17 protein-coding genes are annotated in these 20597 nt (G+C 72.8%); 8 read left to right on the top strand and 9 right to left on the bottom strand.

Features of this window, described 5'->3' with window-relative positions:
• Window positions 1-149 precede the first annotated feature (149 nt).
• Together BJ981_RS05710 and BJ981_RS05705 are read left to right on the top strand one after the other, a co-directional pair.
• Complete coding sequence (locus tag BJ981_RS05710) at window positions 150-1529, top strand: CHAP domain-containing protein (RefSeq protein ID WP_184608712.1); 1380 nt, start codon at window positions 150-152, stop codon at window positions 1527-1529.
• Window positions 1530-1707: 178 nt separating this feature from the next.
• A complete protein-coding gene (locus BJ981_RS05705) occupies window positions 1708-3096 on the top strand; it encodes an FG-GAP repeat domain-containing protein (RefSeq protein WP_184608710.1) in 1389 nt (462 codons plus the stop codon).
• 31 nt (window positions 3097-3127) lie between these two features.
• Here BJ981_RS05705 and BJ981_RS05700 read toward each other — a convergent pair whose 3' ends face one another.
• From BJ981_RS05700 to BJ981_RS05690, 3 genes are all read right to left on the bottom strand, one after another.
• Window positions 3128-3505: a TraR/DksA family transcriptional regulator gene (locus BJ981_RS05700; RefSeq protein ID WP_184615683.1), complete on the bottom strand. Its 378-nt coding sequence runs from the start codon at window positions 3503-3505 to the stop codon at window positions 3128-3130.
• A gap of 32 nt (window positions 3506-3537) precedes the next feature.
• Window positions 3538-4017: a hypothetical protein gene (locus BJ981_RS05695; protein WP_184608708.1), complete on the bottom strand. Its 480-nt coding sequence runs from the start codon at window positions 4015-4017 to the stop codon at window positions 3538-3540.
• A gap of 149 nt (window positions 4018-4166) precedes the next feature.
• The gene (locus BJ981_RS05690) at window positions 4167-5027 is read right to left on the bottom strand and encodes an aldo/keto reductase (protein WP_275422314.1); all 861 of its coding nucleotides are present in this window, start codon (window positions 5025-5027) and stop codon (window positions 4167-4169) included.
• A 134-nt stretch (window positions 5028-5161) separates the two neighbouring features.
• Between BJ981_RS05690 and BJ981_RS05685 the strand changes: the two genes are divergently transcribed.
• Window positions 5162-6067, top strand: coding sequence for a LysR family transcriptional regulator (locus BJ981_RS05685; RefSeq protein ID WP_184608706.1), 906 nt, complete (start codon window positions 5162-5164; stop codon window positions 6065-6067).
• Here the strand turns inward: BJ981_RS05685 and BJ981_RS05680 are convergent.
• Window positions 6064-6450, bottom strand: a complete 387-nt coding sequence (locus BJ981_RS05680) for a VOC family protein (RefSeq protein ID WP_184608704.1) — start codon at window positions 6448-6450, stop codon at window positions 6064-6066. The two genes, BJ981_RS05685 and BJ981_RS05680, sit on opposite strands and share 4 nt — an antisense overlap.
• Window positions 6451-6595: 145 nt before the next feature.
• Between BJ981_RS05680 and BJ981_RS05675 the strand changes: the two genes are divergently transcribed.
• The 3 genes from BJ981_RS05675 (at window position 6596) to nhaA (ending at window position 9665) form a co-directional block, all read left to right on the top strand.
• The gene (locus BJ981_RS05675) at window positions 6596-7339 is read left to right on the top strand and encodes a dienelactone hydrolase family protein (protein WP_184608703.1); all 744 of its coding nucleotides are present in this window, start codon (window positions 6596-6598) and stop codon (window positions 7337-7339) included.
• 12 nt (window positions 7340-7351) lie between these two features.
• The gene (locus BJ981_RS05670; RefSeq protein WP_184608701.1) at window positions 7352-7630 is read left to right on the top strand and encodes a DUF6295 family protein; all 279 of its coding nucleotides are present in this window, start codon (window positions 7352-7354) and stop codon (window positions 7628-7630) included.
• Window positions 7631-7772: 142 nt separating this feature from the next.
• On the top strand, window positions 7773-9665 hold the full coding sequence (gene nhaA, locus BJ981_RS05665) for a Na+/H+ antiporter NhaA (protein WP_184608698.1): 1893 nt from the start codon (window positions 7773-7775) through the stop codon (window positions 9663-9665).
• A 9-nt stretch (window positions 9666-9674) separates the two neighbouring features.
• Here nhaA and BJ981_RS05660 read toward each other — a convergent pair whose 3' ends face one another.
• Together BJ981_RS05660 and BJ981_RS05655 are read right to left on the bottom strand one after the other, a co-directional pair.
• Window positions 9675-10340 (bottom strand): phosphonatase-like hydrolase, encoded by a 666-nt coding sequence (locus tag BJ981_RS05660; protein ID WP_184608696.1) that lies wholly within the window; start codon window positions 10338-10340, stop codon window positions 9675-9677.
• The gene (locus tag BJ981_RS05655; RefSeq protein ID WP_184608694.1) at window positions 10337-11116 is read right to left on the bottom strand and encodes a GntR family transcriptional regulator; all 780 of its coding nucleotides are present in this window, start codon (window positions 11114-11116) and stop codon (window positions 10337-10339) included. The genes BJ981_RS05660 and BJ981_RS05655 overlap by 4 nt, the downstream gene beginning before the upstream one ends.
• A gap of 133 nt (window positions 11117-11249) precedes the next feature.
• Between BJ981_RS05655 and BJ981_RS05650 the strand changes: the two genes are divergently transcribed.
• Window positions 11250-12377 (top strand): TIGR03364 family FAD-dependent oxidoreductase, encoded by a 1128-nt coding sequence (locus BJ981_RS05650; RefSeq protein ID WP_184608692.1) that lies wholly within the window; start codon window positions 11250-11252, stop codon window positions 12375-12377.
• Here the strand turns inward: BJ981_RS05650 and BJ981_RS05645 are convergent.
• A complete protein-coding gene (locus BJ981_RS05645) occupies window positions 12374-16447 on the bottom strand; it encodes a Pls/PosA family non-ribosomal peptide synthetase (protein WP_184608691.1) in 4074 nt (1357 codons plus the stop codon). The genes BJ981_RS05650 and BJ981_RS05645 overlap by 4 nt on opposite strands.
• A 35-nt stretch (window positions 16448-16482) precedes the next feature.
• A complete protein-coding gene (locus BJ981_RS05640; protein WP_184608689.1) occupies window positions 16483-17868 on the bottom strand; it encodes an aspartate aminotransferase family protein in 1386 nt (461 codons plus the stop codon).
• A gap of 771 nt (window positions 17869-18639) precedes the next feature.
• On the opposite strand from BJ981_RS05640, the gene BJ981_RS05635 reads away from it, so the two are divergent.
• Window positions 18640-19653 (top strand): helix-turn-helix transcriptional regulator, encoded by a 1014-nt coding sequence (locus tag BJ981_RS05635; RefSeq protein WP_184608687.1) that lies wholly within the window; start codon window positions 18640-18642, stop codon window positions 19651-19653.
• On the opposite strand, the gene BJ981_RS05630 is transcribed toward BJ981_RS05635, so the two are convergent.
• Window positions 19644-20588: an SDR family oxidoreductase gene (locus tag BJ981_RS05630; protein ID WP_184608684.1), complete on the bottom strand. Its 945-nt coding sequence runs from the start codon at window positions 20586-20588 to the stop codon at window positions 19644-19646. The two genes, BJ981_RS05635 and BJ981_RS05630, sit on opposite strands and share 10 nt — an antisense overlap.
• Window positions 20589-20597: the final 9 nt, after the last annotated feature.

Genomic DNA, 20597 nt, shown 5'->3' with positions numbered 1-20597 from the left:
ATACTCCGATTCCCGCTCCAGCGGGTCAGCCGCAACCGCCGTCCCGGGTTCTCCAGATGACGCTGGAGTGCTATTCCAGGAAAGTTGGAGTGCCTGACAGCAGCCTTTCTCGCAGAGGTCGACAGCGGCCCACGGAGGAAGGAAAGCCCATGAGCGGGAAAGACGCCCGGACAGGAGCACACAGGAGCGGCCCGAGGTTCGCCGGTCGCCTCGGCGCCGGGTTGAGCGCCGCGGCCGTCCTGACCACGGGATCGATCGCCGTCACCACGACGCCGGCCGCCGCCGCCGTGTCGCGCGGCGCCATCGTCTCGGTCGCGCAGAGCCAGCTCGGCAACGCGTCGCGCAACCACGAGCAGCCGGACGGAAGCGGGTGCAACTACTACACCGGCTACTTCCGGAACTGGAAGCCCTCGTCGGGGTGCCCGTCCACGGACGGTGTGCAATGGCGTACCAGCGACTGGTGCGCCGACTTCTCCAAGTACGTGTGGAAGAACGCCGGCGTGCCGTACGCCGATGTGGCCGAGACCAGCGGAGGCGTGCTCACCGGCTGGGCCAGCTCCTTCAAGGACTACGGCACCAAGTACGGCACCTGGCACACCCGCGCCAGCGGCTACACGCCGCAGCCGGGCGACGCCCTCGTCTTCGACTGGCAGCAGGACGGCACCATCGACCACGTCGGCATCGTCAAGTCGGCGACCGGCAGCACGGTGTACACCATCGAAGGCAACAGCGGCAATCGCATCAAGGAGAACAGTTACTCCCGCGGCGACGTCGACATCGTCGGCTATTCCGCCCCCGTGGGCGCGGGTGGTTCGGATCCCGGAGTGCTGGATTTCTATCTGTCCGATGACCAGGGTTCGACGGCCGCGACCCGGGCGGTGTTCCAGTACGGCAACAGTCCGATGGTGCCGATCAAGGGGGACTGGGACGGTGACGGTAAGGACACCGTGAGCACTTATGACCCGACGTCGGGGCGTTTCTACATCAGCAACGACCCGACCGGTGGTCAGGCGCAGTACGTCTTCCCGTACGGCGATCCCAACGCGGTGCCGTTCGTGGGGGACTGGGACGGCGACGGCAAGGACAACGTGGGTGTCCGGATGGGCAACGTGTTCTACATGCGGACCAGTGCGGTGACCTCGGCCACCGAGACCACGCAGATGGTGGCCTACGGTGACGCGCCGATGCGTCCGCTGGCGGGGGACTGGGACGGCGACGGCAAGGACACCGTGAGCGCCTATGACCCGGCGTCGGGTCGTTTCTACATCAGCAACAACCCGGGCAGTGGCCAGGCGCAGTTCTTCTTCGCCTACGGCGATCCCAACGCGGTGCCGTTGGTGGGGGACTGGGACGGTGACGGCAAGGACAACGTGGGTGTCCGGATGGGCAACGTGTTCTACATGCGCACCAGCCCGGTGACCTCCGGCACCGAGACCACCCGGTTGGTCGCCTACGGCGACGCCGGCGATCTGCCCGTCGTCGGCGACTGGGACGGCGACCACAAGGACAGCCAGGGCATCGCCCGCTGACATCCCCGTGACCCGCGGCCGCCAAGGCTCTCCGAGCCGGCTCCCGGCCGGAGAAGACATCCGAGCACGACCGTGACCGGGCGGAATCCGGCCGCCCTCCCCATTTCACCTTTCCTCACTCTCTCGCCCTGTCTCCGGCAGCCGGAGACAGGGCGTCACTACCCTCCAGGAGAAGACCATGAACGCCCCTGCACGGCGCCCCCGTTCCGTCCGGCCCCTCATCGCGCTCACCGCTCTCGTCGGCGGGCTCCTCGCCTCCGCCGCCGGGGCGACCACGGCCCAGGCCGCCGCGTCCGGGCCCACGCCGCCGATTCCCGGCCCGGCCGGCCTTCCGGTACCCGCGGAGCTCGCGGCCACGCTGGCTTACGCGGCGTGCGTCGCGGGCGGGGAGACCGCGGCCGACGGCGCGGTCGCCAACGCCGTGCGGCCGAACATGAACGGCGCGCGCCTGGGACGGAGCGTGAACGCCTACAACGTGTCGTGCGCCCGGGCCATCACCCGCACCGTCAAGGGCCGCGGGCTGGACAAGCGAGCGGCGGTGATCGCCGTCACCACGGCGATCACCGAGAGCACCCTGCACAACTACACGGTCGCCACCGACCACGACAGCCTGGGACTGTTCCAGCAGCGCCCCTCCCAGGGATGGGGCACCCCGGCCCAGCTGGTCGATCCGGTGTACGCCACCAACGCGTTCGTCAACGCCATGCTGCGCAAGTTCCCCAACAACTCATGGATGAGCGGGGACATCGGCGCCATCTGCCAGAAGGTGCAGGTCTCGGCGGTCCCCGACGCCTACGGCCGCGAGGTCCACGACGCCCAACTGCTCGTCGACGCCCTGTGGAGCGGCTCCGCCGATCTTGGGGTGCTGGATTTCTATCTGTCCGATGATCAGGGTTCGACGGCCGCGACCCGGGCGGTGTTCCAGTACGGCAACAGTCCGATGGTGCCGATCAAGGGGGACTGGGACGGTGACGGTAAGGACACCGTGAGCACTTATGACCCGACGTCGGGGCGTTTCTACATCAGCAACGACCCGACCGGTGGTCAGGCGCAGTACGTCTTCCCGTACGGCGATCCCAACGCGGTGCCGTTCGTGGGGGACTGGGACGGCGACGGCAAGGACAACGTGGGTGTCCGGATGGGCAACGTGTTCTACATGCGGACCAGTGCGGTGACCTCGGCCACCGAGACCACGCAGATGGTGGCTTACGGTGACGCGCCGATGCGTCCGCTGGCGGGGGACTGGGACGGCGACGGCAAGGACACCGTGAGCGCTTATGACCCGGCGTCGGGTCGTTTCTACATCAGCAACAACCCGGGCAGTGGCCAGGCGCAGTTCTTCTTCGCCTACGGCGATCCCAACGCGGTGCCGTTGGTGGGGGACTGGGACGGTGACGGCAAGGACAACGTGGGTGTCCGGATGGGCAACGTGTTCTACATGCGCACCAGCCCGGTGACCTCCGGCACCGAGACCACCCGGTTGGTCGCCTACGGCGACGCCGGCGATCTGCCCGTCGTCGGCGACTGGGACGGCGACCACAAGGACAGCCAGGGCATCGCCCGCTGATCCGACCCTCGACCTGGAGGGCTCTCGGGCCTCAGCGGCCGGCGCAGCGGACGCAGGTCGTGGCCGTTGGGCGGGCCTGGAGGCGTAGAAGGGGGATGGGGTCGCCGCAGCGTTCGCAGACGCCGTAGGCGTTCTGTCGGAGGCGTTCCAGAGCGTGGTCCAGAGCGTCCAGATGGGTTCTGGCCTGGTCGAGGAGGGACTGGACGTGGGCGCGTTCGAAGGCGATGGTGGCGCCCTCGGGGTCGTGTTCGTCGTCGGTGGCCACGAGCGCGGCGGACGTGACGATGTCGTCCCAGGCGCGCGTCAGCACCTCGATCCGCGTCACCGTGCTCACGCGCTCCGCGGTGAGGAGATCGCGTAGCACCGTCTCCTCCGCGGCGGAGAAGCCCCGGGACGACCGCTCGGCCATCACGCCACCAGGCTACGCCCCGCCGTGGTGGGCTAGCCGCAGTGCTTCCACCCGCCGTCCGGGGTGCCGCCCTGGACGGCGGGCTGGGAGCCGATCCTGAGGGTGCCGGTGACCTGGACGCAGAGGCGGTCGGCGGGGGCGAAGACCGGGCCCGCGAACCACTTGTACTTCGGGCTGCCGTCGGCGACGCCGAGGTCGGGGCCGTCGTACTTCTTGTTGCGGTTCTTGTCCACGAGGAGCGAGACGTACATGTAGGAGGTCTTGCCGATGTAGGAGGCCGCCACCCGGGCGATGGCGCACTTCCGGTGCGCGGTGGGGCTCTGGTACAGCGTGACCGTGCCGTACGCCTTCCCGTCCTTCGCCCCATGCGAGATGGGGTACGTGGCCACCTTGCGGTAGGAGGCGCCGCACGAACCCTGGGGAAGGGCCTGCGCGGGGGTGGAGGACACGAGGGTGAGGGCGGCCACGGCGGTCAGCGTCACGCCGCTCGCGCCCCAGCGAGTGATCTTCAAGGGGTCCCGCCTGAACTTCTCGCTGATGGCTACGAACCATCATCAATAAGCCATACGTGCACCATCACGCTAGCACGGCCGTCTCCAGATGGATCTCCCCTTTCCTGGCGTTCTGCTCGAGCCGTGCCGTGCGCGGGAACGGTGCCGGGTCACGGGGCGGACGGTCCCAGAGCGTCGAGGTCGGCGACGTCGTCCGGGGTGAGACGGAGCGAGGCGGCGGCCATGTTCTCTTCCAGGTGGGCGCGGGACGACGTACCCGGGATCGGCAGCATGACGGGGGAGCGGTGCAGCAGCCAGGCCAGCGCCACCTGGGTGCGCGTGGCGCCCAGACGGCCGGCGACCGTGCCGATCGGGTCGGCCGGGCCGGCGGCGCCGGTGCGGGCGCGGGCGACGGGAAGCCACGGGATGAAGGCGATCCCCTCCCGTTCGCAGTGGTCGAGGACGGCCTCGGAGCCGCGGTCGGTCAGGTTGTAGCGGTTCTGCACGCTCACGATCGGCGTGATCTTCTCGGCCTCGGTGATCTGGGCGACCGTCACCTCCGACAGCCCGACGTGACGCACCTTGCCCTCGTCCTGGAGGCGGCGCAGCGCGCCGATCTGGTCGGCGAGCGGCACGGTCGGGTCGATGCGGTGCAACTGGAAGAGGTCGATGCGCTCGACGCGCAGCCGCCGCAGGCTCAGCTCGGCCTGCTGGCGCAGGTACTCGGGGCGGCCGAGCGGGATCCAGTCGTCGCCGGGGTGGCACTGGCCGGCCTTGGTGGCGATCACCAGGCCGTCGGGGTAGGGGTGCAGGGCCTCGGCGAGCAGCGCCTCGTTGTCGCCGAGGTCGTAGGAGTCGGCGGTGTCGATGAACGAGACGCCCAGCTCGACGGCCCGCCGGGCGACCGCGGCCGAGGTCGCCCGGTCCTGCGAGGTGGGGCCGCCGCGCAGCCGCATGGCGCCGAACCCGAGCCGGTTGACGGGCAGGTCGCCGCCGATGGTGATGGTGCCGGCGGCGTCGGAAGTGAGCACGGTTCTCCTCGGGATGCGTCGGTGGGGCCGTGGGCCGGTCACAGAGTAGGCGGGGGGTGACGGGACAACTCTGCGGGGGCCGATCCGTAAGGACAAGCGAGTCTTCATGGAGTCGAACACGTAGCATTTCTACGATGTTGAATCTCGATCGGTTGCGGGTGCTGCACGCCGTGGCGACCACCGGGTCGGTCGTCGGTGCGGCGCGCACGTTGCACGTCACCACCTCCGCCATATCTCAGCAGGTCGGGCGGCTGGAGCGTGAGATGGGGCAGCGGCTGGTCGAACGGCGGGGCAGGGGCGTACGGCTCACGGAGGCGGGCGAACTGCTCGCCAGGCACGCGGGCGAACTGCTGGCCCACGCGGAACGGGTCGAGAGCGGCATGGCCGAGCACCGCGGCGTGGTCGCCGGGTCCCTGACGATCGCCGCCTTCGCCACCGCCGCGCGCGGCCTGCTGCCCGGCGCGCTGCGCGACCTGCGCGCACGGCACCCGGAGCTGTCGGTGGCCCTGGCGGAGCGCGAGCCGCACGAGGCGATCCCCGACCTGCGCCGGGGCAGGCTGGACGTCACCGTCGCGCAGGACTGGGCCGAGGACGTCACGCCCGCGCCGGACGGCCTGATGCGGCGCGACCTGCTGGACGACACGTTCGACGTGGCGCTGCCGGACGCCCACCCTCTCGCGGGCCGTGATCGCGTCGCGGTCGGGGAACTGGCCGGTGACGACTGGATCAGCTGGAGCGCCGGCCAGATATGCCATGACTGGCTCGTGCGCACCCTGCGCGCGGAGGGCGGCGAGCCCAGGGTGGCGCACACCGCGTCCGAGCACTCGACGCAGCTCGCGCTGGTGGCCGCCGGGCTCGGGGTCGCGGTGATCCCCAGGCTGGGCCGCGAGCAGGCGCCCCCGTCGGTGCGGTACGTCCGGATCGACCCGCCGCCGATCCGCCGCGTCTTCGCGCTCTGGCGGGAGAGCGCGGCCGGCCGCCCGGCCATCGGCGCCGCCGTCGCCGCGCTCCGCCGCCAGGCGGCCCTCGATCGGGGCTAGTCCCAGCGCTGGGCGTTGGAGTCGTTCAAGGTGCCCGACCTGTCGGGGATCACGCAGAACAGGAGGCCGGCCGGGTCGCGCATGACCCACCAGTGGCCGTTCACGTGGCTCACCCGCGTGGCGCCCAGGCTCTCCAGGCGCGCGACCTCCGCGTCCAGGTCGTCGGTGTGGATGTCGAGGTGCAGCCCGCCCGGCCCCTCGCCGAGCTTCTGGACGAGCAGGGCGAACGCCTCGCCGGGCAGCTGGGCGCCGTGGTACTCGGGGTAGCGCTCGTTGTGGTGCAGCGCCTGGCCGGTTGCACCCTCCCAGAACTTCAGCTCCGCGTCGTGGACCTCCTCGGGGACGTCCACCACGGCCTTGTAGATCCTGCTGTAGTGCGGCATGGACTTCCTTCCCCGCGTACGCCTCGGTGGACCACGATCATGACCCACCGGGACGACCCCGCGCACGTCCCTCGGCCGGGGGTGGTGGGAGACGGCGGGGACGGGTGAGCAGAATGGGATCTCCGCGGAGCACGAGGAGGCGCGAATGAACGACGCGATGCGGGCCGGGACGGTCACGATCAGCGGTCACGAGAAGGCCGAGCTTGAGGCGTACCTGGCGTATCCGCTCCACGACGGCCCCCGCGGCGGCGTCGTGGTGATCCACCACATGCCGGGGTACGACGAGGCGACCAGGGAGATCGTCCGGCGGTTCGCGGCGCACGGGTACGCGGCGATCTGCCCGAACCTGTACTCCCGCGAGGGGGCGGGCGTCGGCCACGACGACCAGGCCGCCGCCGCGCGCGCCAAGGGGGGAATCCCGGACGAGCAGCTCGTCGGAGACGTCGCCGGGGCCGTGGCGCACCTCAACTCCCTCGACCACGCGAACGGCAAGGTCGGGGTGATCGGATACTGCTCGGGCGGCCGGCAGACCTTCCTGGCCGCCTGCTCGCTGCCACTGGACGCGGCCGTGGACTGCTACGGCGCGTTCGTCGCGAGCGACTCGCCCGCCGGGTACCCGCTGCAGGCGGCGTCGCTGCTGTCCAAGGCGCCCGGCCTGTCCTGCCCGCTGCTCGGGCTGTTCGGCGCCGAGGACGCCCGCCCCTCGCCCGAGGAGGTCGCCAGGCTGTCCGCCGAGCTGGACCGGCTGGGCAAGGAACACGAGTTCCACGTCTTCCCGGACGCCGGCCACGGGTTCTTCGCCGTCGACCGCCCCAGCTACCGCCCGGCCGCCGCGCTCGACGGCTGGAAGAAGGTATTCACGTTCTTCGGCCGCCACCTCGGCGCCTGACGGGAGGCCGGTATGTGCACGTACCTGACCGAGAAGTTCGAGCTCGACGGCGCCGGCAAGGGCGGCTCCGGCTGGTTCACGGTGAAGCAGGGCATGGTCTACGTCGACCACCCCTACCACGCCTGCCACGAGCACACCGTGAACATCGACTTCACCAACCCGGCGGAGGGCCCCTCCGCGCGGGTGGCCGTCGAGCTGACGGAGGAGTCGGCCTTGGCCCTGGTGGAGGCCATCCAGAAGGCGCTGGCCGTCGCGCCTCCGGGGATCGCCTCCGGGCGCCGTGGCGGCTAGACGGCCCGGATGAATCCGCCGCGCTCGTTCCGCACGGAAATGCCCGCGGTCGTCGGCGTTTCCGTGCGGCGGGACGGATCACGGGGGCGGCCGGGCGGGTGGCCGCGGGAATGCCTCGCCGCCGCGCGATGTCGAAAGACACGTGACGGAATTTCGGCAAGGGGGCAGGCCGCTCTCCGGACGGACCACATGGGGGTGGCGGTTCGACACCCCGCTGCGCGAGTTCCTCCGCACGGAGACGGGCAGCGCCGCGATCCTGCTCGCCGCCACGGTGGCCGCGCTCGGGTGGGCGAACCTCGCGCCTCGCTCGTACGAGGCGATCTGGGGCACGCACCTGTCGGTGAGCGTCGGCGACGCCGGCGTCGCGCTGGACCTGCGGCACTGGGTCAACGCGGGCCTGATGACGTTCTTCTTCTTCGTCGTGGGCCTGGAGGCCCGCCGCGAGTTCGACATGGGGGAGCTGCGTGACCGGCGCAGGCTCCTGCTCCCTGTGGTGGCGGGCGTCGGCGGCATGCTCGTCCCGATCGTGGTCTACCTGCTGTTCAACGGGGGCCGGCCGTCGGCGTACGGCTGGGGCGCGGCGATGTCCACGGACACGGCCTTCGCGCTCGGGATGCTCGCCCTGGTCGCCTCCCGGCTGCCCACCCGCGCCCGCACGTACATGCTCACCGTCACCGTCGTGGACGACCTGGTGGCGCTGGCCGCGATCACGCTGTTCTACAGCCGCGACGTCTCCTGGCCGGGGCTCGTCGCCGCCGTCGCGATCTTCGGTCTGACGCTGCTGGTCAAGGCCGCCCGCCTGCGCAGCGGGCTGATCTACGTGCTGCTCGGGGCCGCCGCCTGGGTGGCGCTGCTGAAGTCCGGCGTCGAGCCGGTCGTCATCGGCCTGGCCATGGGCCTGCTGACCTACGCCTCGCCCGCCGCACGCTCCGATCTGGAGCGGGCCTCGGACCTGTTCCGGCTGTTCCGCGAGCAGCCGACCGCCGAGCTGGCCCGCTCGGCCAGCCTCGGCGTCGCCAAGGCGATCTCGCCGAACCACCGGCTGCTGCAGCTCTACCACCCGTGGACCGGCTACGTGATCGTGCCGATGTTCGCGCTGGCCAACGCGGGCATTCCGATCAGCGGGGCCTTCGTGGAGCGCGCCCTGCGCTCGCCGATCACGCTCGGCATCTTCTTCGCGTACGTCCTCGGCAAGCCGGTGGGCATCGCGGGGGCGACGTGGCTGGTCACCCGGCTGAGCGGGGGACGGGTGCGGGCGCCGGTCGGCTGGGCGGCCCTGGTGAGCGGGGGCACGATCGCCGGGATCGGCTTCACGGTGTCGCTGCTGATCGCCACGCTGGCCTTCGAGGGGCCGCAGCTGGAGGAGGCCAAGTTCGGCGTGCTCGCCGCCGCGCTGGCCGCGTCCGTCCTGACCTGGCTGGTCTCGCGGCTGACCGCCCTGCTGCCGCGCCCGGTGAAGATCCGGGCGCTGCTCGGCACCGCCGAGCCGATCGTGGACCTGGCCGCGCCCGTGGACCCGTACCGCGACCACATGCGGGGGCCGGAGGACGCGCCGGTCACCTTGGTCGAGTACGGCGACTTCGAGTGCCCCTACTGCGGCCAGGCCGAGCCGATCGTCCGCGAGCTGCTGGCCGGTTTCGGCGAGCTGCGGTACGTCTGGCGCCACCTGCCGCTGCAGGACGTCCACCCGTCCGCGCAGCTCGCCGCGGAGGCGGCCGAGGCGGCGGCGGAACAGGGGGCGTTCTGGGAGATGCACGACATCCTGCTCGACCACCAGGGGGCCCTGCTCGTCACCGACCTTCTCGCCTACGCCGAGCGGATCGGGCTGGACGTGCAGCGGTTCCACGAGGACCTGGAGGCCCACGCGGGCGCCGAGCGGATCGCCGAGGACGTCGACTCCGCCGACCTCAGCGGGGTGTCGGGCACGCCGACGTTCTTCGTCAACGGGCGGCGCCACGAGGGCGCGTACGACGTGGCGACCCTGTCGGCGGCCGTCCGCACGGCGAAGGCGCGGGTGTACGCGAGCCGGTCGTGACGGCCCGGGTCAGAGCAGGGCGGGCAGGTCGGCCACGCCCGGCAGGATGTGGGTGTGGCGCTCGGCGCCCAGCGTGACCGCGTCCAGCTTGCCGGTCAGCACGCCGACCACGAACCCGGCCCCGGCGTTCGTGCCCGCCTGGAGGTCGCGGACGGTGTCGCCCGCCACCAGCACCCGCGCGACGTCGTGGACGCCGGTCGCCTCCATCGCGCGGAAGATCATGTAAGGCGCGGGCCGCCCGGCGGGGACGTCGTCCACGCACACCACGGCGTCCAGCACCGTGGCGTCCCAGCCGAGCGTGCCGAGCAGGCCGGTGGTGACCTCGCGGTCGAAGCCGGTGGTGAGCGCGACCTTGACCCCGGCGGCGCGGACGCGGGCCAGCGCCTCGGGCACGCCGGGCAGTGCGACGGGCGGCCGGTCGCGGTACGCCTGGTCCAGGCGGGCGCGGAAGTCGGCGAACGCGGCGTCCACCGTGGCGTCGTCCACCGGGCCGAGACGGTCGGCCAGCAGGTGGGCGATGGCCTCGCGCTTGCCCGCCCCCATCCACCGCTGGACGTCCGCGGCGGACGGCCGCCCGCCCGCCGCGGTGGCGGCGTCGGCGAGCGCGTCGTAGACGGCGCCGTACTCCTCGACGGTCGTGCCGGCGATGTCCAGGACCATGAGTTCGATCGTCATGAGCCACCTCGGTCGGGATGCGCGGCGGCCGGGCCGGGCCGCCGGGAACGGCTGAAGGACGGGTGGGCCCGCTGGGCGTTCTCGATGGTGAAGGTCACCAGGTCGGGCCGGTAGCGGTCGTCGGAGTACTCGCAGGGCTCGCCGGACTCGCCGGACGCGCGCCGCAGCTCGCGCAGCAGGGGCGCCCCCTCGGGGACGTCGAGCAGCGAGGAGTCGAGGGGGTCGGCGGCGACGGCGTCGAAGACGTGCCGGGCGACGGTCAGGGCCACGCCCTGGGCGGCCAGGTAGGCGTAGACGGAGCCGGAGCCGGGGTCGAAGTCGAACAGCAGCCGGCCGACCGGTTCGGCGAACGCGGTGCGCTCGATCATGGCGGGCCTGCCGTCGAGCAGGCGCAGCCGCAGCAGCTCGACCACGGGCTCGCCCTCGTCGATCTCCAGCGCGTCGGCGACCTCGGCGCGGGCGGGTCTGCGCGCGATCTCCAGCAGCCGCTGGCCGGGCACGCGGCCGAGGCTCTCCGCCCAGCGGGTGAACGACAGCAGCGTCTCGAACGGCTGCGGCACCGGGCCGCCGCGCACGACCGGGGGACGGCCCCGGCCGCCGCCGATCAGCCCCTCGGCGCGCAGCGCGGCGAGCGCCTGGCGCACCGGGCCGCGCGAGGCCGACCACTGGGCGCAGAGCCGCGACTCCGAGGGCAGCGGGTCGCCGGGGGCGAGCAGGCCGGCGGCGACGCGGCGGCGCAGATCGTCGGCGATGCGCTTGTGCAGGGGGTCGTCCACGCCGGTTGACTATACAGGTCGCGGGCAGCCGCGCAAGGGGACGATAGGCACATTTACCGGCGGAAATGAACGGATGGCGAACATCGCCGCCCCGGGTTGACGGATGGCCGTCGGCTCGGCGACCCTGCTTGTCATGACAAGTGGACTCCTCCGGCGGCCGGAGCGGGCCGACGTGGTCGTGGTGGGCGCCGGCATCGTCGGCCTCGCCCACGCCTGCGAGGCACTCGCCAGGGGCCGCTCCGTCGTGGTCGTGGAACGCGACGAACGCGCGGTCGGCGCGTCGGTGCGCAACTTCGGGCACGGCTGCGTCACCGCCCAGGACGGCACCGCGCTCGCCTACGCCAGGACGGCCAGGGATACCTGGGTGCGCCTGGCGAGGTCGGCCGGATTCTGGCTGCGCGAGAGCGGCACGGTCGTCCTCGCCCGGGCCGAGGACGAGATGGCCGTGCTGGAGGAGTTCCACGCGCTGCGCGGCGAGGAGGCCGTGCCCCTGGACCGCGCGGGCGTCGAGGCCCGGGTGCCGGCGGGCCCCGACGTCCTCGGCGGCGCGTGGCTGCCCATGGACGTCCGCGTGGACCCGCGCGAGGCCGTCCCCGCGATCGCGGCCTGGCTCGCCGCGCGGGGGGTCCGCTTCCTGTGGGGCACGGCGGCCCTCACCGTCGAGCCGGGCCTGGTCCGCACGAGCAGGGGCGAGCTGGCGGCCGGCCACGTGGTGGTCGCCGTCGGGCACGACGTGGACCGGCACTTCCCCGAGATCGCCGACGAGGCGGGGCTGGTCCGCTGCGGCCTGCAGATGATGCGGGTGCGCGGCCCGGCGGCGGGCGCCGTGGACGCGGCCGTCCTCAGCGGGTTCTCGCTGATGAAGTACCCCGGCTTCGCCTCCTGCCCGTCGCTGCCCGCGCTCCGGGACCGCCTGACCGGCGAGCACGCCGAGCTGGTGGCCGCCGGGCTGAACCTCATGCTCACCCAGCGCCCCGACGGCGACCTCACCGTCGGCGACACCCACGCCTACGCCCGCACGCTCGACCCGTTCGGCCACGAGCACCTGGACCAGGGCATCCTCGCCCAGGTCGCGAACCTGCTCGGCGGTCCGCTGACCGTGCGGGAGCGCTGGCGGGGCGTCTACGCCTCCGCGCCCGGCCGCGACTTCCTGGTCGCGACCCCGGCCCCCGGGGTCCAAGTGGTCTCGGTGACCTCGGGGGTCGGCATGACCACGGCGTTCGGGCTGGCCCCGGCCGTCCTGGACGGACTGCTCGCCTAGGTCTGCACGGCCGGGTTCCCGCGCCAGCGGGCCCGCGGGGCGACCTCCTCGCCCTTCATCAGGAAGGAGTCGGCGTCCAGGACCGCGCCCTCGCCCATGGTCACGCCGTAGTGGACGAGGGCCTTGGCGCCGATCGTGCATCCACCGCCGATCACGATGCGGCCGGACTTGAACGTGCCGTCCTCCAGGGAGTGGGCCTGGATCAGCGCCCCCTCCGACAGGGTGCAGTCGCCGCCGACGGACACCAGGGTCCGCTCGGGGATGTGGCAGCCGTCGTCGAACACCCGCGGCCCGAGGCGCACCCCCAGCAGCCGCCAGACCAGGTTCTTGAACGGGGTGCCGTTGTAGACGTCCAGCAGGGACGTGCCGCTGAGCTTCCAGAACCGCTCGTGCCGCCAGTAGTACGGCTGGTAGATCGAGCAGAACCGCGGGCGCAGCGCGCGGAATCCGGTCGCGGCGTGCTCCACCAGCGCCAGGAGGAGCGCGGAGAAGACCAGCGTGCACAGCACGCCCGCGGCGACGACGGCGGGGCCGAACCGCCCGTACAGGCTCGCCGCGATCATGGCGAGCAGCGTCGCGCCGAAGAGGTGACCCCACCGGACCAGCAGGTACAGGCCGATGGTGACCGCGTTGTGCCGGTTCTTGGCCGCCAGGCGGCGGCGCAGCTCCTCCCCGGTCTTGATGTGGTCGAAGCGGCTGTCGCGCTGCACCGAGCGCGGGATCTCGAAGCACGGCGAGCCGAGCAGCCCGACGTCGTGCCGCACGGGCCCGTCCACCGGGACCATGACCTTGGTCGCGAGCAGGCAGTTGTCGCCCGCCCTGCTCTGTGACGGGTAGGCGACGTCGTTGCCGAGGAACGTCTGCGCGCCGATGGTCGCCGGGGACAGCCGGAACGAGGTGCCGGAGTAGTCCGCGTTGATCAGCGACAGCCCGTCGGAGACCATCGTGCCCGGGCCGACGGCGGCCAGGTACGGCGACTCGTGCTTGAGCTCCAGCCCGAAGTTCGACCCCGTCTGGCTCGCCCTGGACAGGTCGTAGCCGAGGCCGCGCAGGAAGTGGACGATGAACGAGCTGTCGCCGAACATCCGCATCAGGAACGTCGTGTTGGTGAGGCGGCCGACGGTCCGGTGCGCCCAGTAGTGGAAGCCGTAGAGCGGGTAGACCCGGCCGGGCGTGAGCACGAGGTTCAGCAGCCGGGGAACGGTCGTGACCAGGAGGAGCACCCCGGCGACGCCGCCGCAGAACAGCAGCAGCGACACGGCGAGCGCCGCGGCGACCAGGCCCCACCCGGTCGTGCTCCGGCCGTCCAGCCCGGCGGGTTCGAGGACGAGGACGCCGAGCAGGTAGGAACCGGCCACGGTCAGCGGCATGGCCAGCAGCAGCGTGCCGAGCAGTTGCAGCAGCCCGAACCGGAACCGGCGCGCCGCGCCGCACCGGGCCGGGGCCACCGCAGGGTGGCCCGCGCCGCCGGGCTGGGCGGGGGAGCCGTGCCAGCGTTCCCCGGCCGGCACCGTCTGGCCCTCGTGCAGCGAGGAGGAGTGGCCGAGCTGCGCCCCGTCCTCCATCCGCGTCCCGATGTCCAGCACGGTGAACTCGCCGACGAGCACGTCCCGGCCGAGCGTCACCGGCCCGGCCTCGATCATGCCCGCGCGGGCCCGGTAGCAGGAGAAGTACGCGTCCTTGCGGATCACCGTCCCCGCGCCCACGGTGAGCAGGTCGGTGCAGACCGGGACGCGCCGCGAGAGGATCACCGCGCCGGGGCCGATCCGCGCGCCGAGCGCCCTCAGGTACATCAGGTAGAGCGGCGACCCGGCGAACAGCACCATCGGGCTGTGGCGCACGAGCGTCTTGACCGTCCAGAACCGCAGGTAGGCGAGCGTCCAGACACGGAAGCGCCCGGGTCTCCACCGGCCGATCAGGGACCACTTCGCCACGATGGGCAGCAGCGACAGCCCGGCGAACAGCCCGCAGCCGCACGCCAGCGCCCGTAGGTAGAGCTCGGCGGGGTCCTCGGTGCCGTCGAGCCACGTGTAGCACGCGGTCACCGCCAGCGCGCCGGCGTAGGCGTACCCGAGGAACAGCAGCAGTTGCAGCACCCCGCACAGCAGGTACCGGACCGTGCCGCCGCGCGGCGCCACGAGCCCGGGCGCGCCGGGCTCGGCCGGCGCGAGGACGGGGGCGGTCTCGGTGAGGGCCTTGGCCAGGCTCCGTACGGTCGGGTGCAGGTAGACGTCCTTCATCGACACCGGCGGCAGCGTCCCCTCCTCGCGCACCCGGGCGCAGAACCGCGCCATGAGCATCGAGTTCGCGCCGAGCCCGTCGAAGAAGTGGTCGTCGACCGAGACCTGGTCCTGGTGGACGACCCGCGCCAGCGTGTCGGCGAGGATCTTCTCCGCGACCGTGCCCGGCGCCGCGTACGGGCTCTCCGAGGACGTGCCCCGGGGCCCGGTGGGGGCGGGGAGCCCCGCGCGGTCGGCCTTGTCGCTGGGCAGCATGGGGACGGCCGCCAGCCGTTCCAGGTACGCGGGGATCATGTAGCGGGGGAGGCGGCGGCGCAGGTGCGCGTAGATCTCCTCCCGGTCCGGGGCGGGGGCGTCCCCGCGGGCGCTGTAGTAGGCGACCAGTTCGGCCACGCCGGGCTCGGGCTCGTGGGTGCCGGCGACGGCCTGGGCGATCCCGGGCACCTCCAGCAGCACCGACTCGATCTCGGCCAGCTCGACCCGGTACCCGTGGATCTGCACCTGGCCGTCGATGCGGCCGTGGTACTCGATCTCGCCGTCCTCGGTGAGCCTGCCGAGGTCCCCGGTCCGGTAGATGCGGCCCGACGGGTTGTCGGGAAGGCCGGCGAAGTCGGGGATGAACGCCCGCGCGGTCAGGTCGTCCCGGTTGAGGTACCCCCGGGCGAGGCCCACGCCCGCGATGCCGATCTCGCCGAGCTCGCCCGGCGGCAGCACGCGCGGTCGGTCCGGGTCCAGGATCACCACGGAGTAGGTGGGCAGGGGCACGCCGAGGGTCACCGGCCTGCCGGGGTGCAGCGTGGTCCAGGTCGCGGTGACCGTGGCCTCGGTCGGCCCGTAGACGTTGAGGAACCTGCGGCCGGGACGGTGCCAGCGCCGCACGAGGTCGGGCGGGCACGCCTCGCCGGAGACCAGCAGGAAGCGCAGGCCGGGCACGTCCTGGTCCAGGGTGGCCAGCAGCGTCGGCACGCAGCACAGCGCGGTGACGCCGCGGTCCTGGAGGAACTCGCGCAGCTCGCGGCCGACCAGGCTCGTGCCCGGCGGCTTGGGCACCAGCGTGGCCCCGGACATCAGCGGCACCCAGATCTCCTCGACCGAGAAGTCGAAGGCGATCGTCATGCCCTGGTACACGCGGTCGTCGCGCCGCAGCCCGTACGCCTCGGCGGCGACGCGCACGAAGTTGCAGATGGACGCGTGCTCGACCGCCACCCCCTTGGGGCGGCCGGTCGAGCCGGAGGTGTAGACGATGTAGCACAGGTCGTCGGGCCGCTCGCCGCGCTCCTCGCGGGTCAGGCGCCGGCCGTCCTCGGCGGCGACGGCGTCCGCGGCCTCGTCCAGGCACAGCGCGACGGCGCCGGGCAGGCGGTCACGCAGGTGGGAGAGGGTGAGCACCAGCCGCACCGCGGCGTCGCCGAGGATGTGGGCGAGCCGGTCGGCGGGGTAGCCGGGGTCGAGCGGCACGTACGTCGCGCCGATCTTGAGGACGGCGAGCATGCCCTCGTAGGCGGGGACGCCGTGGTCGAAGAGCAGCGCGATCCTGTCGCCGGGACGCGCGCCGCGCCGGGCGAGGTGGCGGGCCAGCCGGTTGGCCCGGGCGTCCAGCTCGTCGTAGGTGAGCGGGACGCCGTCCGCGTCCACGGCCACGGCGCCGCGGCGGCGCTCGGCCCGCAGCCGGTCGCACATCTCCTCGAAGAGGACCTCCAGCCGGTCCCGCCCGCGCCCCGGCCGTCCCGCGCCCGCCGGCGCGGGCGCGGTCGAGTCCCGGGCGTCCCTGCCGCGCCCGGCGGGCCACCACGGCCTCCGGGCGTCCTCGACATCGGCCTGTCTGGTCATGCCGCCTCCGTCCCAGGTGCGCCTCGTCGCCGTCCTCAGGCCGCCACCGGGCAGCACTCCTCGATGGCGCCGATCAGGATGGAGCAGGCGGTGTCCACCACGTCGGCGGTCACGTTGAGCGGGGGAAGGATGCGGATCACGCAGTCGTCGCGCCCGCCGACCTCGATGACCAGGCCCCGGCGCAGCGCGGACGCCTGCACGCGGCGGGCCGCGCCGGTGGCGGGGCTCCCGTCCCGGGGGTCGGCCAGCTCGACGCCCCACATCAGGCCGGCGCCGCGCGCCTCGCGCACCCACGGGTTCTTCTCGGCCAGCGGGGCCAGCAGCCCGGCCACCTGCTCTCCGCGCCTGCGCACGTTGCCGAGCACGTCGTCGCGGCGGATGATCCGCACGGCCTCGGCCCCGGCGGCGAACGCGAGCTGGTTGCCGCGGAAGGTGCCGATGTGCGCGCCGGGCTCCCAGACGTCGAGCCGCCGGTCGTACAGGATGACCGCGACGGGGACGCCGATGCCGCTCAGCGCCTTGGAGGCGACGATCACGTCCGGCTCGATGTCATAGCGCTCGAAGGCGAACCACGTGCCGGTGCGCCCGCCGCCGGTCTGCACCTCGTCCACGATCAGCGGGATGTCCAGCTCGCGGGTCAGCGCCCGGACGCGCCGGACGAACTCGGGCCGGGCCGGCACCGCGCCCCCCTCGCCCTGCACCATCTCCATGATCACTGCGGCGGGGCGGCCGACGCCGCCGTTGCCGTCCCTGAGCGAGTGTTCGAGGTAGGCGGCGCAGTTGGTGTCGCACGTCCGCGGGGCCAGGTCCAGCGGGCAGCGCGCGCAGTAGGAGTAGGGGAAGAAGTGGACGCCCGGCACGCCGTCGGCGACCGGCGCCTTCTGCCGCACGAGGCCGCTGACGGCCATCGCCGCGTGGCCGCTGCCGTGGAAGGCGCCCTGGAAGGCGACGACGCCGCCGCGCCCGGTCGCGGTCTTGCACAGCTTGAGCGCCGCGTCGACGGCGTCGCCGCCGGTGGGGCCGCAGAAGTGCAGCTTCATGCGGTCGCGCAGCGGCGCGGGGAGCATGGAGAGCTGGGCCTCGGTGAACGCGTCCTTGGCGGGGGTGGGGAAGTCGAGGCCGTGGGTGAGGCGGGCGAGCTGCGCCGTCACGGTCCGCACCAGCTCGGGGTGGTTGTGCCCGAGCGAGAGGACGCCCGCGCCGGTCAGGAAGTCGATGAAGACGTTGCCGTCGACGTCGCGCAGGAAGCTGCCGGACGCCTCGGCGACGGCGATGGGCAGCCGCCGCGGGTACGTGCGGGCGTTGGACTCGCGCCGGTCCTGCCGGGCGAGCAGTTCCGCCGAGCGCGGGCCGGGCAGGTCGCCGTCAACGCTCGGTTGCACGAATATGTCGCCTTTGGCGCTGCGCTCGGCGAGACTCATCGAGGCTCTCCTCCCAAGGGTGCGGGTGTGCTCGTTCCTTTCAACGGCATACCGGCGTGCCGCGGGTCCTGCTCACCATTACAGATTAACCAGGCATTTCGGAAGTGCGGCCCCGGGGACCGGTCGGGGAAGCGGTGCCGCGGCGACCGGCGGCGCGGCGGCGCCGGCGCGGGGACGGCATGGCGGAAGCGGCTTCGGAAGGCGTGCGGGATTCGCCGGGATAAAGCTCGCCGCGGGTAAACCGACGCCCAAGGCGTACGGGCGCGGGCGATGACCCGCCCAGCTCAGCGGCCATACGGTCGGCGTAAGGCGCAGGGGATCGACGGCCATGGATCTCCGGGGGAACGCGGTGAACGCCCATCTTCCGTAATCGGGACAATGCCGTGGACGCCAGGAGCGGGGGCGGCGGGTAAAACAAAACCCGAGCGGCAAAACGGTGACGTAAAGGGTCGCGTGCGGAGGTGCGGAAGGGCTCCATCAAATCCCGGTCATGTGGCGGCGGCGCCCCTGTTCCAGAGTTTTCCAGAAAAGCCCGCGGTATTCGCGGTCCTTTCTCCAGGCGGGCCCGCCGTGAAACCGTTTTTCCCTGCCGATGGCCGGGCCCGGTGCCATTCCATGCCGGCGTGCGGGCGGGCGGGGGCCGGGCGGCCGGTCTCCGGGCCAACCCTTGATCGCGGGGCCGGATCCGCTGATCTTTGGTGTGGTCTTCGTAGATTCGTGCGTTACCCGCCCGCGGACGGCCCCGACTCCCCGAGGGGCCAAGATGGGGACATGCGGGCCTCCCGGTTGATCTCGGCGGTGTTGCTGCTGCAGTCGCGCGAGACGATGACGGCCGCCGAGCTGGCGCGCGAGCTGGAGGTCTCGCCGCGCACGATCGTCCGCGACATGACGGCGCTGTCGGCCGCGGGCGTGCCCGTCTACGCCGACCGGGGCCGCCACGGCGGCTACCGCCTCGTCGGCGGGTACCGCACGCGGCTGACCGGCCTCAGCCGCCCGGAGGCCGAGGCCCTGTTCCTGTCCGGGCTCACCGGGCCGATCCGCGACATGGGCCTGGCCGACGCGGTGACCTCCGCCCGCCTGAAGGTCCTCGCCGCGCTCCCGCCCGGCCTGCGGGACGCCTCCGCGCGGGCCGGGCAGCGCTTCCACCTCGACATCCCCGGGTGGTTCGCCGAGGCCGAGCCGCCGCCGCTGCTGGCGGAGCTGGCCCGCGCGGTGTGGGAGGACCGGACCGTCGAGCTCGGGTACCGGCGCGGCGACCGCGAGGTGACCCGCGTGGCCCGGCCGTACGGGCTCGTGCTGAAGAGCGGCGTCTGGTACCTGGTGGCGCACGTCCCCGGCCCCGGCGGGCGGGCGACGGCCGAGGAGTGCAGGACCTACCGCGTGGACCGGGTCGTGCGGGTCACGCCCACCGGCGAGCGGTTCACCAGGGACGAGGCGTTCGACCTGGTGGACTTCTGGGCCTCCGGAGTGGCCGAGTTCCAGGCCTCGGTGCTCACCGACCAGATCACCGTGCGGCTCACCGCCGCGGGCGTGCGCGCGCTGCGGCACGTCGTCGAGCCGTTCGCCGCCAGGTTCGCCCTCGACGCCGCGGGCGAGCCCGACGAGCGCGGCCGGGTGGTCACCCGCCTGCCCGTCGAGCCGATCGAGGACGTCGCCTTCGGGGTGCTGCTGCGGCTCGGCCCCGAGGTCGAGGTCCTGGACCCGCCGGGGCTGCGCGTCCGCATGGGCGAGGCCGCACGGCGCATGGCGGCGCTGTACGGTGACGCCGCCGACGATCAGCGGTAGGAGTCGGCGTCGGCCGGCTCGCCCCCGTCGACGACCTCCTCCAGGTACCTCCAGGCGTCCGGCCGGCTGCCGTCGAGGTCGGTGAAGCCGTACACCTGGGCGAGCCCGCCGCTGGACAGCGACCGTCCGTTCCAGCGGGCCACATCGGGGTCGGCGGCCAGCGCGGCGACCGCCCGGCCGGCGAAGGACGGCGTCTCGGAGATCAGGAAGTGCGGGTCGCGCGCGCCGCCGTCCCGCCAGTTCTCCTCGGTGACCCCGAACACTTCGAGCATGCGCTCGGAGCGCAGCCAGCCGGGGGTGAGCGCGACGGCGGTGCAGCCGTACGGCCTCAGCTCCTCGCCGAGCCCGTAGCCCAGCCGGTTCACCGACTCCTTGGCCAGGTAGTAGAACGCCGACAGCCGGTAGTGGCGCGCGTTGTAGTCGGAGGTGCCGTCGGTGACCTCGACGAGGAGCCCGCCGGGACGCCGGATCATCAGCGGCAGCAGGAAATGCCCGGTGATGAGATGGGTGTCGACGGCGAGCCTGAGCATGCGCAGGCCGCGGCCGAGGTCGTGTTCCCACAGCTTCGCGTGCCATTCCATGAGGCCGTCCCCGCCCCAGATGTCGTTGACCAGGATGTCCAGGCGGCCCTGCTCGCGGTCGACGCGCTCGGCGAGCGATCGGACCTGCTCCGCCTCCAGGTGGTCCACCTGGACGGGGATCGCCGTGCCCCCGGCCTCGTTGATCAGTTCGGCGGTCTCCTCGATGGTCTCGGGCCGGTTCATCTCCGAGCGTGACCCGCGCGTGGAGCGGCCGGTCACGTACACCGTGGCGCCCGCCGCGCCGAGCTCGCGGGCGATGCCCCGCCCCGCGCCGCGCGTCGCCCCCGCGACCAGCGCCACCTTTCCCGCCAGAGGTCCCGCCAGAGGTCCCGAAGAAGGTCGTGTCGTCGTCATGCGGGCGAT

The organism is Sphaerisporangium krabiense, from assembly GCF_014200435.1.
Classification (GTDB): domain Bacteria; phylum Actinomycetota; class Actinomycetes; order Streptosporangiales; family Streptosporangiaceae; genus Sphaerisporangium; species Sphaerisporangium krabiense.
The sequence above is the reverse complement of the archived record's forward strand: the minus strand, read 5'-3'. Positions and strand labels throughout refer to the sequence as shown.

What these genes read in the sequence shown, in the direction of transcription:
- BJ981_RS05640 (WP_184608689.1), bottom strand. Translation starts at nt 17,868, where the DNA reads ATGAGTCTCGCCGAGCGCAGCGCCAAAGGCGACATATTCGTGCAACCG.
- BJ981_RS05685 (WP_184608706.1), top strand. Translation starts at nt 5,162, where the DNA reads ATGTTGAATCTCGATCGGTTGCGGGTGCTGCACGCCGTGGCGACCACC.
- BJ981_RS05700 (WP_184615683.1), bottom strand. Translation starts at nt 3,505, where the DNA reads ATGGCCGAGCGGTCGTCCCGGGGCTTCTCCGCCGCGGAGGAGACGGTG.
- BJ981_RS05680 (WP_184608704.1), bottom strand. Translation starts at nt 6,450, where the DNA reads ATGCCGCACTACAGCAGGATCTACAAGGCCGTGGTGGACGTCCCCGAG.
- BJ981_RS05645 (WP_184608691.1), bottom strand. Translation starts at nt 16,447, where the DNA reads ATGACCAGACAGGCCGATGTCGAGGACGCCCGGAGGCCGTGGTGGCCC.
- BJ981_RS05660 (WP_184608696.1), bottom strand. Translation starts at nt 10,340, where the DNA reads ATGACGATCGAACTCATGGTCCTGGACATCGCCGGCACGACCGTCGAG.
- BJ981_RS05630 (WP_184608684.1), bottom strand. Translation starts at nt 20,588, where the DNA reads ATGACGACGACACGACCTTCTTCGGGACCTCTGGCGGGACCTCTGGCG.
- BJ981_RS05710 (WP_184608712.1), top strand. Translation starts at nt 150, where the DNA reads ATGAGCGGGAAAGACGCCCGGACAGGAGCACACAGGAGCGGCCCGAGG.
- BJ981_RS05635 (WP_184608687.1), top strand. Translation starts at nt 18,640, where the DNA reads ATGCGGGCCTCCCGGTTGATCTCGGCGGTGTTGCTGCTGCAGTCGCGC.
- BJ981_RS05705 (WP_184608710.1), top strand. Translation starts at nt 1,708, where the DNA reads ATGAACGCCCCTGCACGGCGCCCCCGTTCCGTCCGGCCCCTCATCGCG.
- BJ981_RS05670 (WP_184608701.1), top strand. Translation starts at nt 7,352, where the DNA reads ATGTGCACGTACCTGACCGAGAAGTTCGAGCTCGACGGCGCCGGCAAG.
- BJ981_RS05650 (WP_184608692.1), top strand. Translation starts at nt 11,250, where the DNA reads ATGACAAGTGGACTCCTCCGGCGGCCGGAGCGGGCCGACGTGGTCGTG.
- BJ981_RS05675 (WP_184608703.1), top strand. Translation starts at nt 6,596, where the DNA reads ATGAACGACGCGATGCGGGCCGGGACGGTCACGATCAGCGGTCACGAG.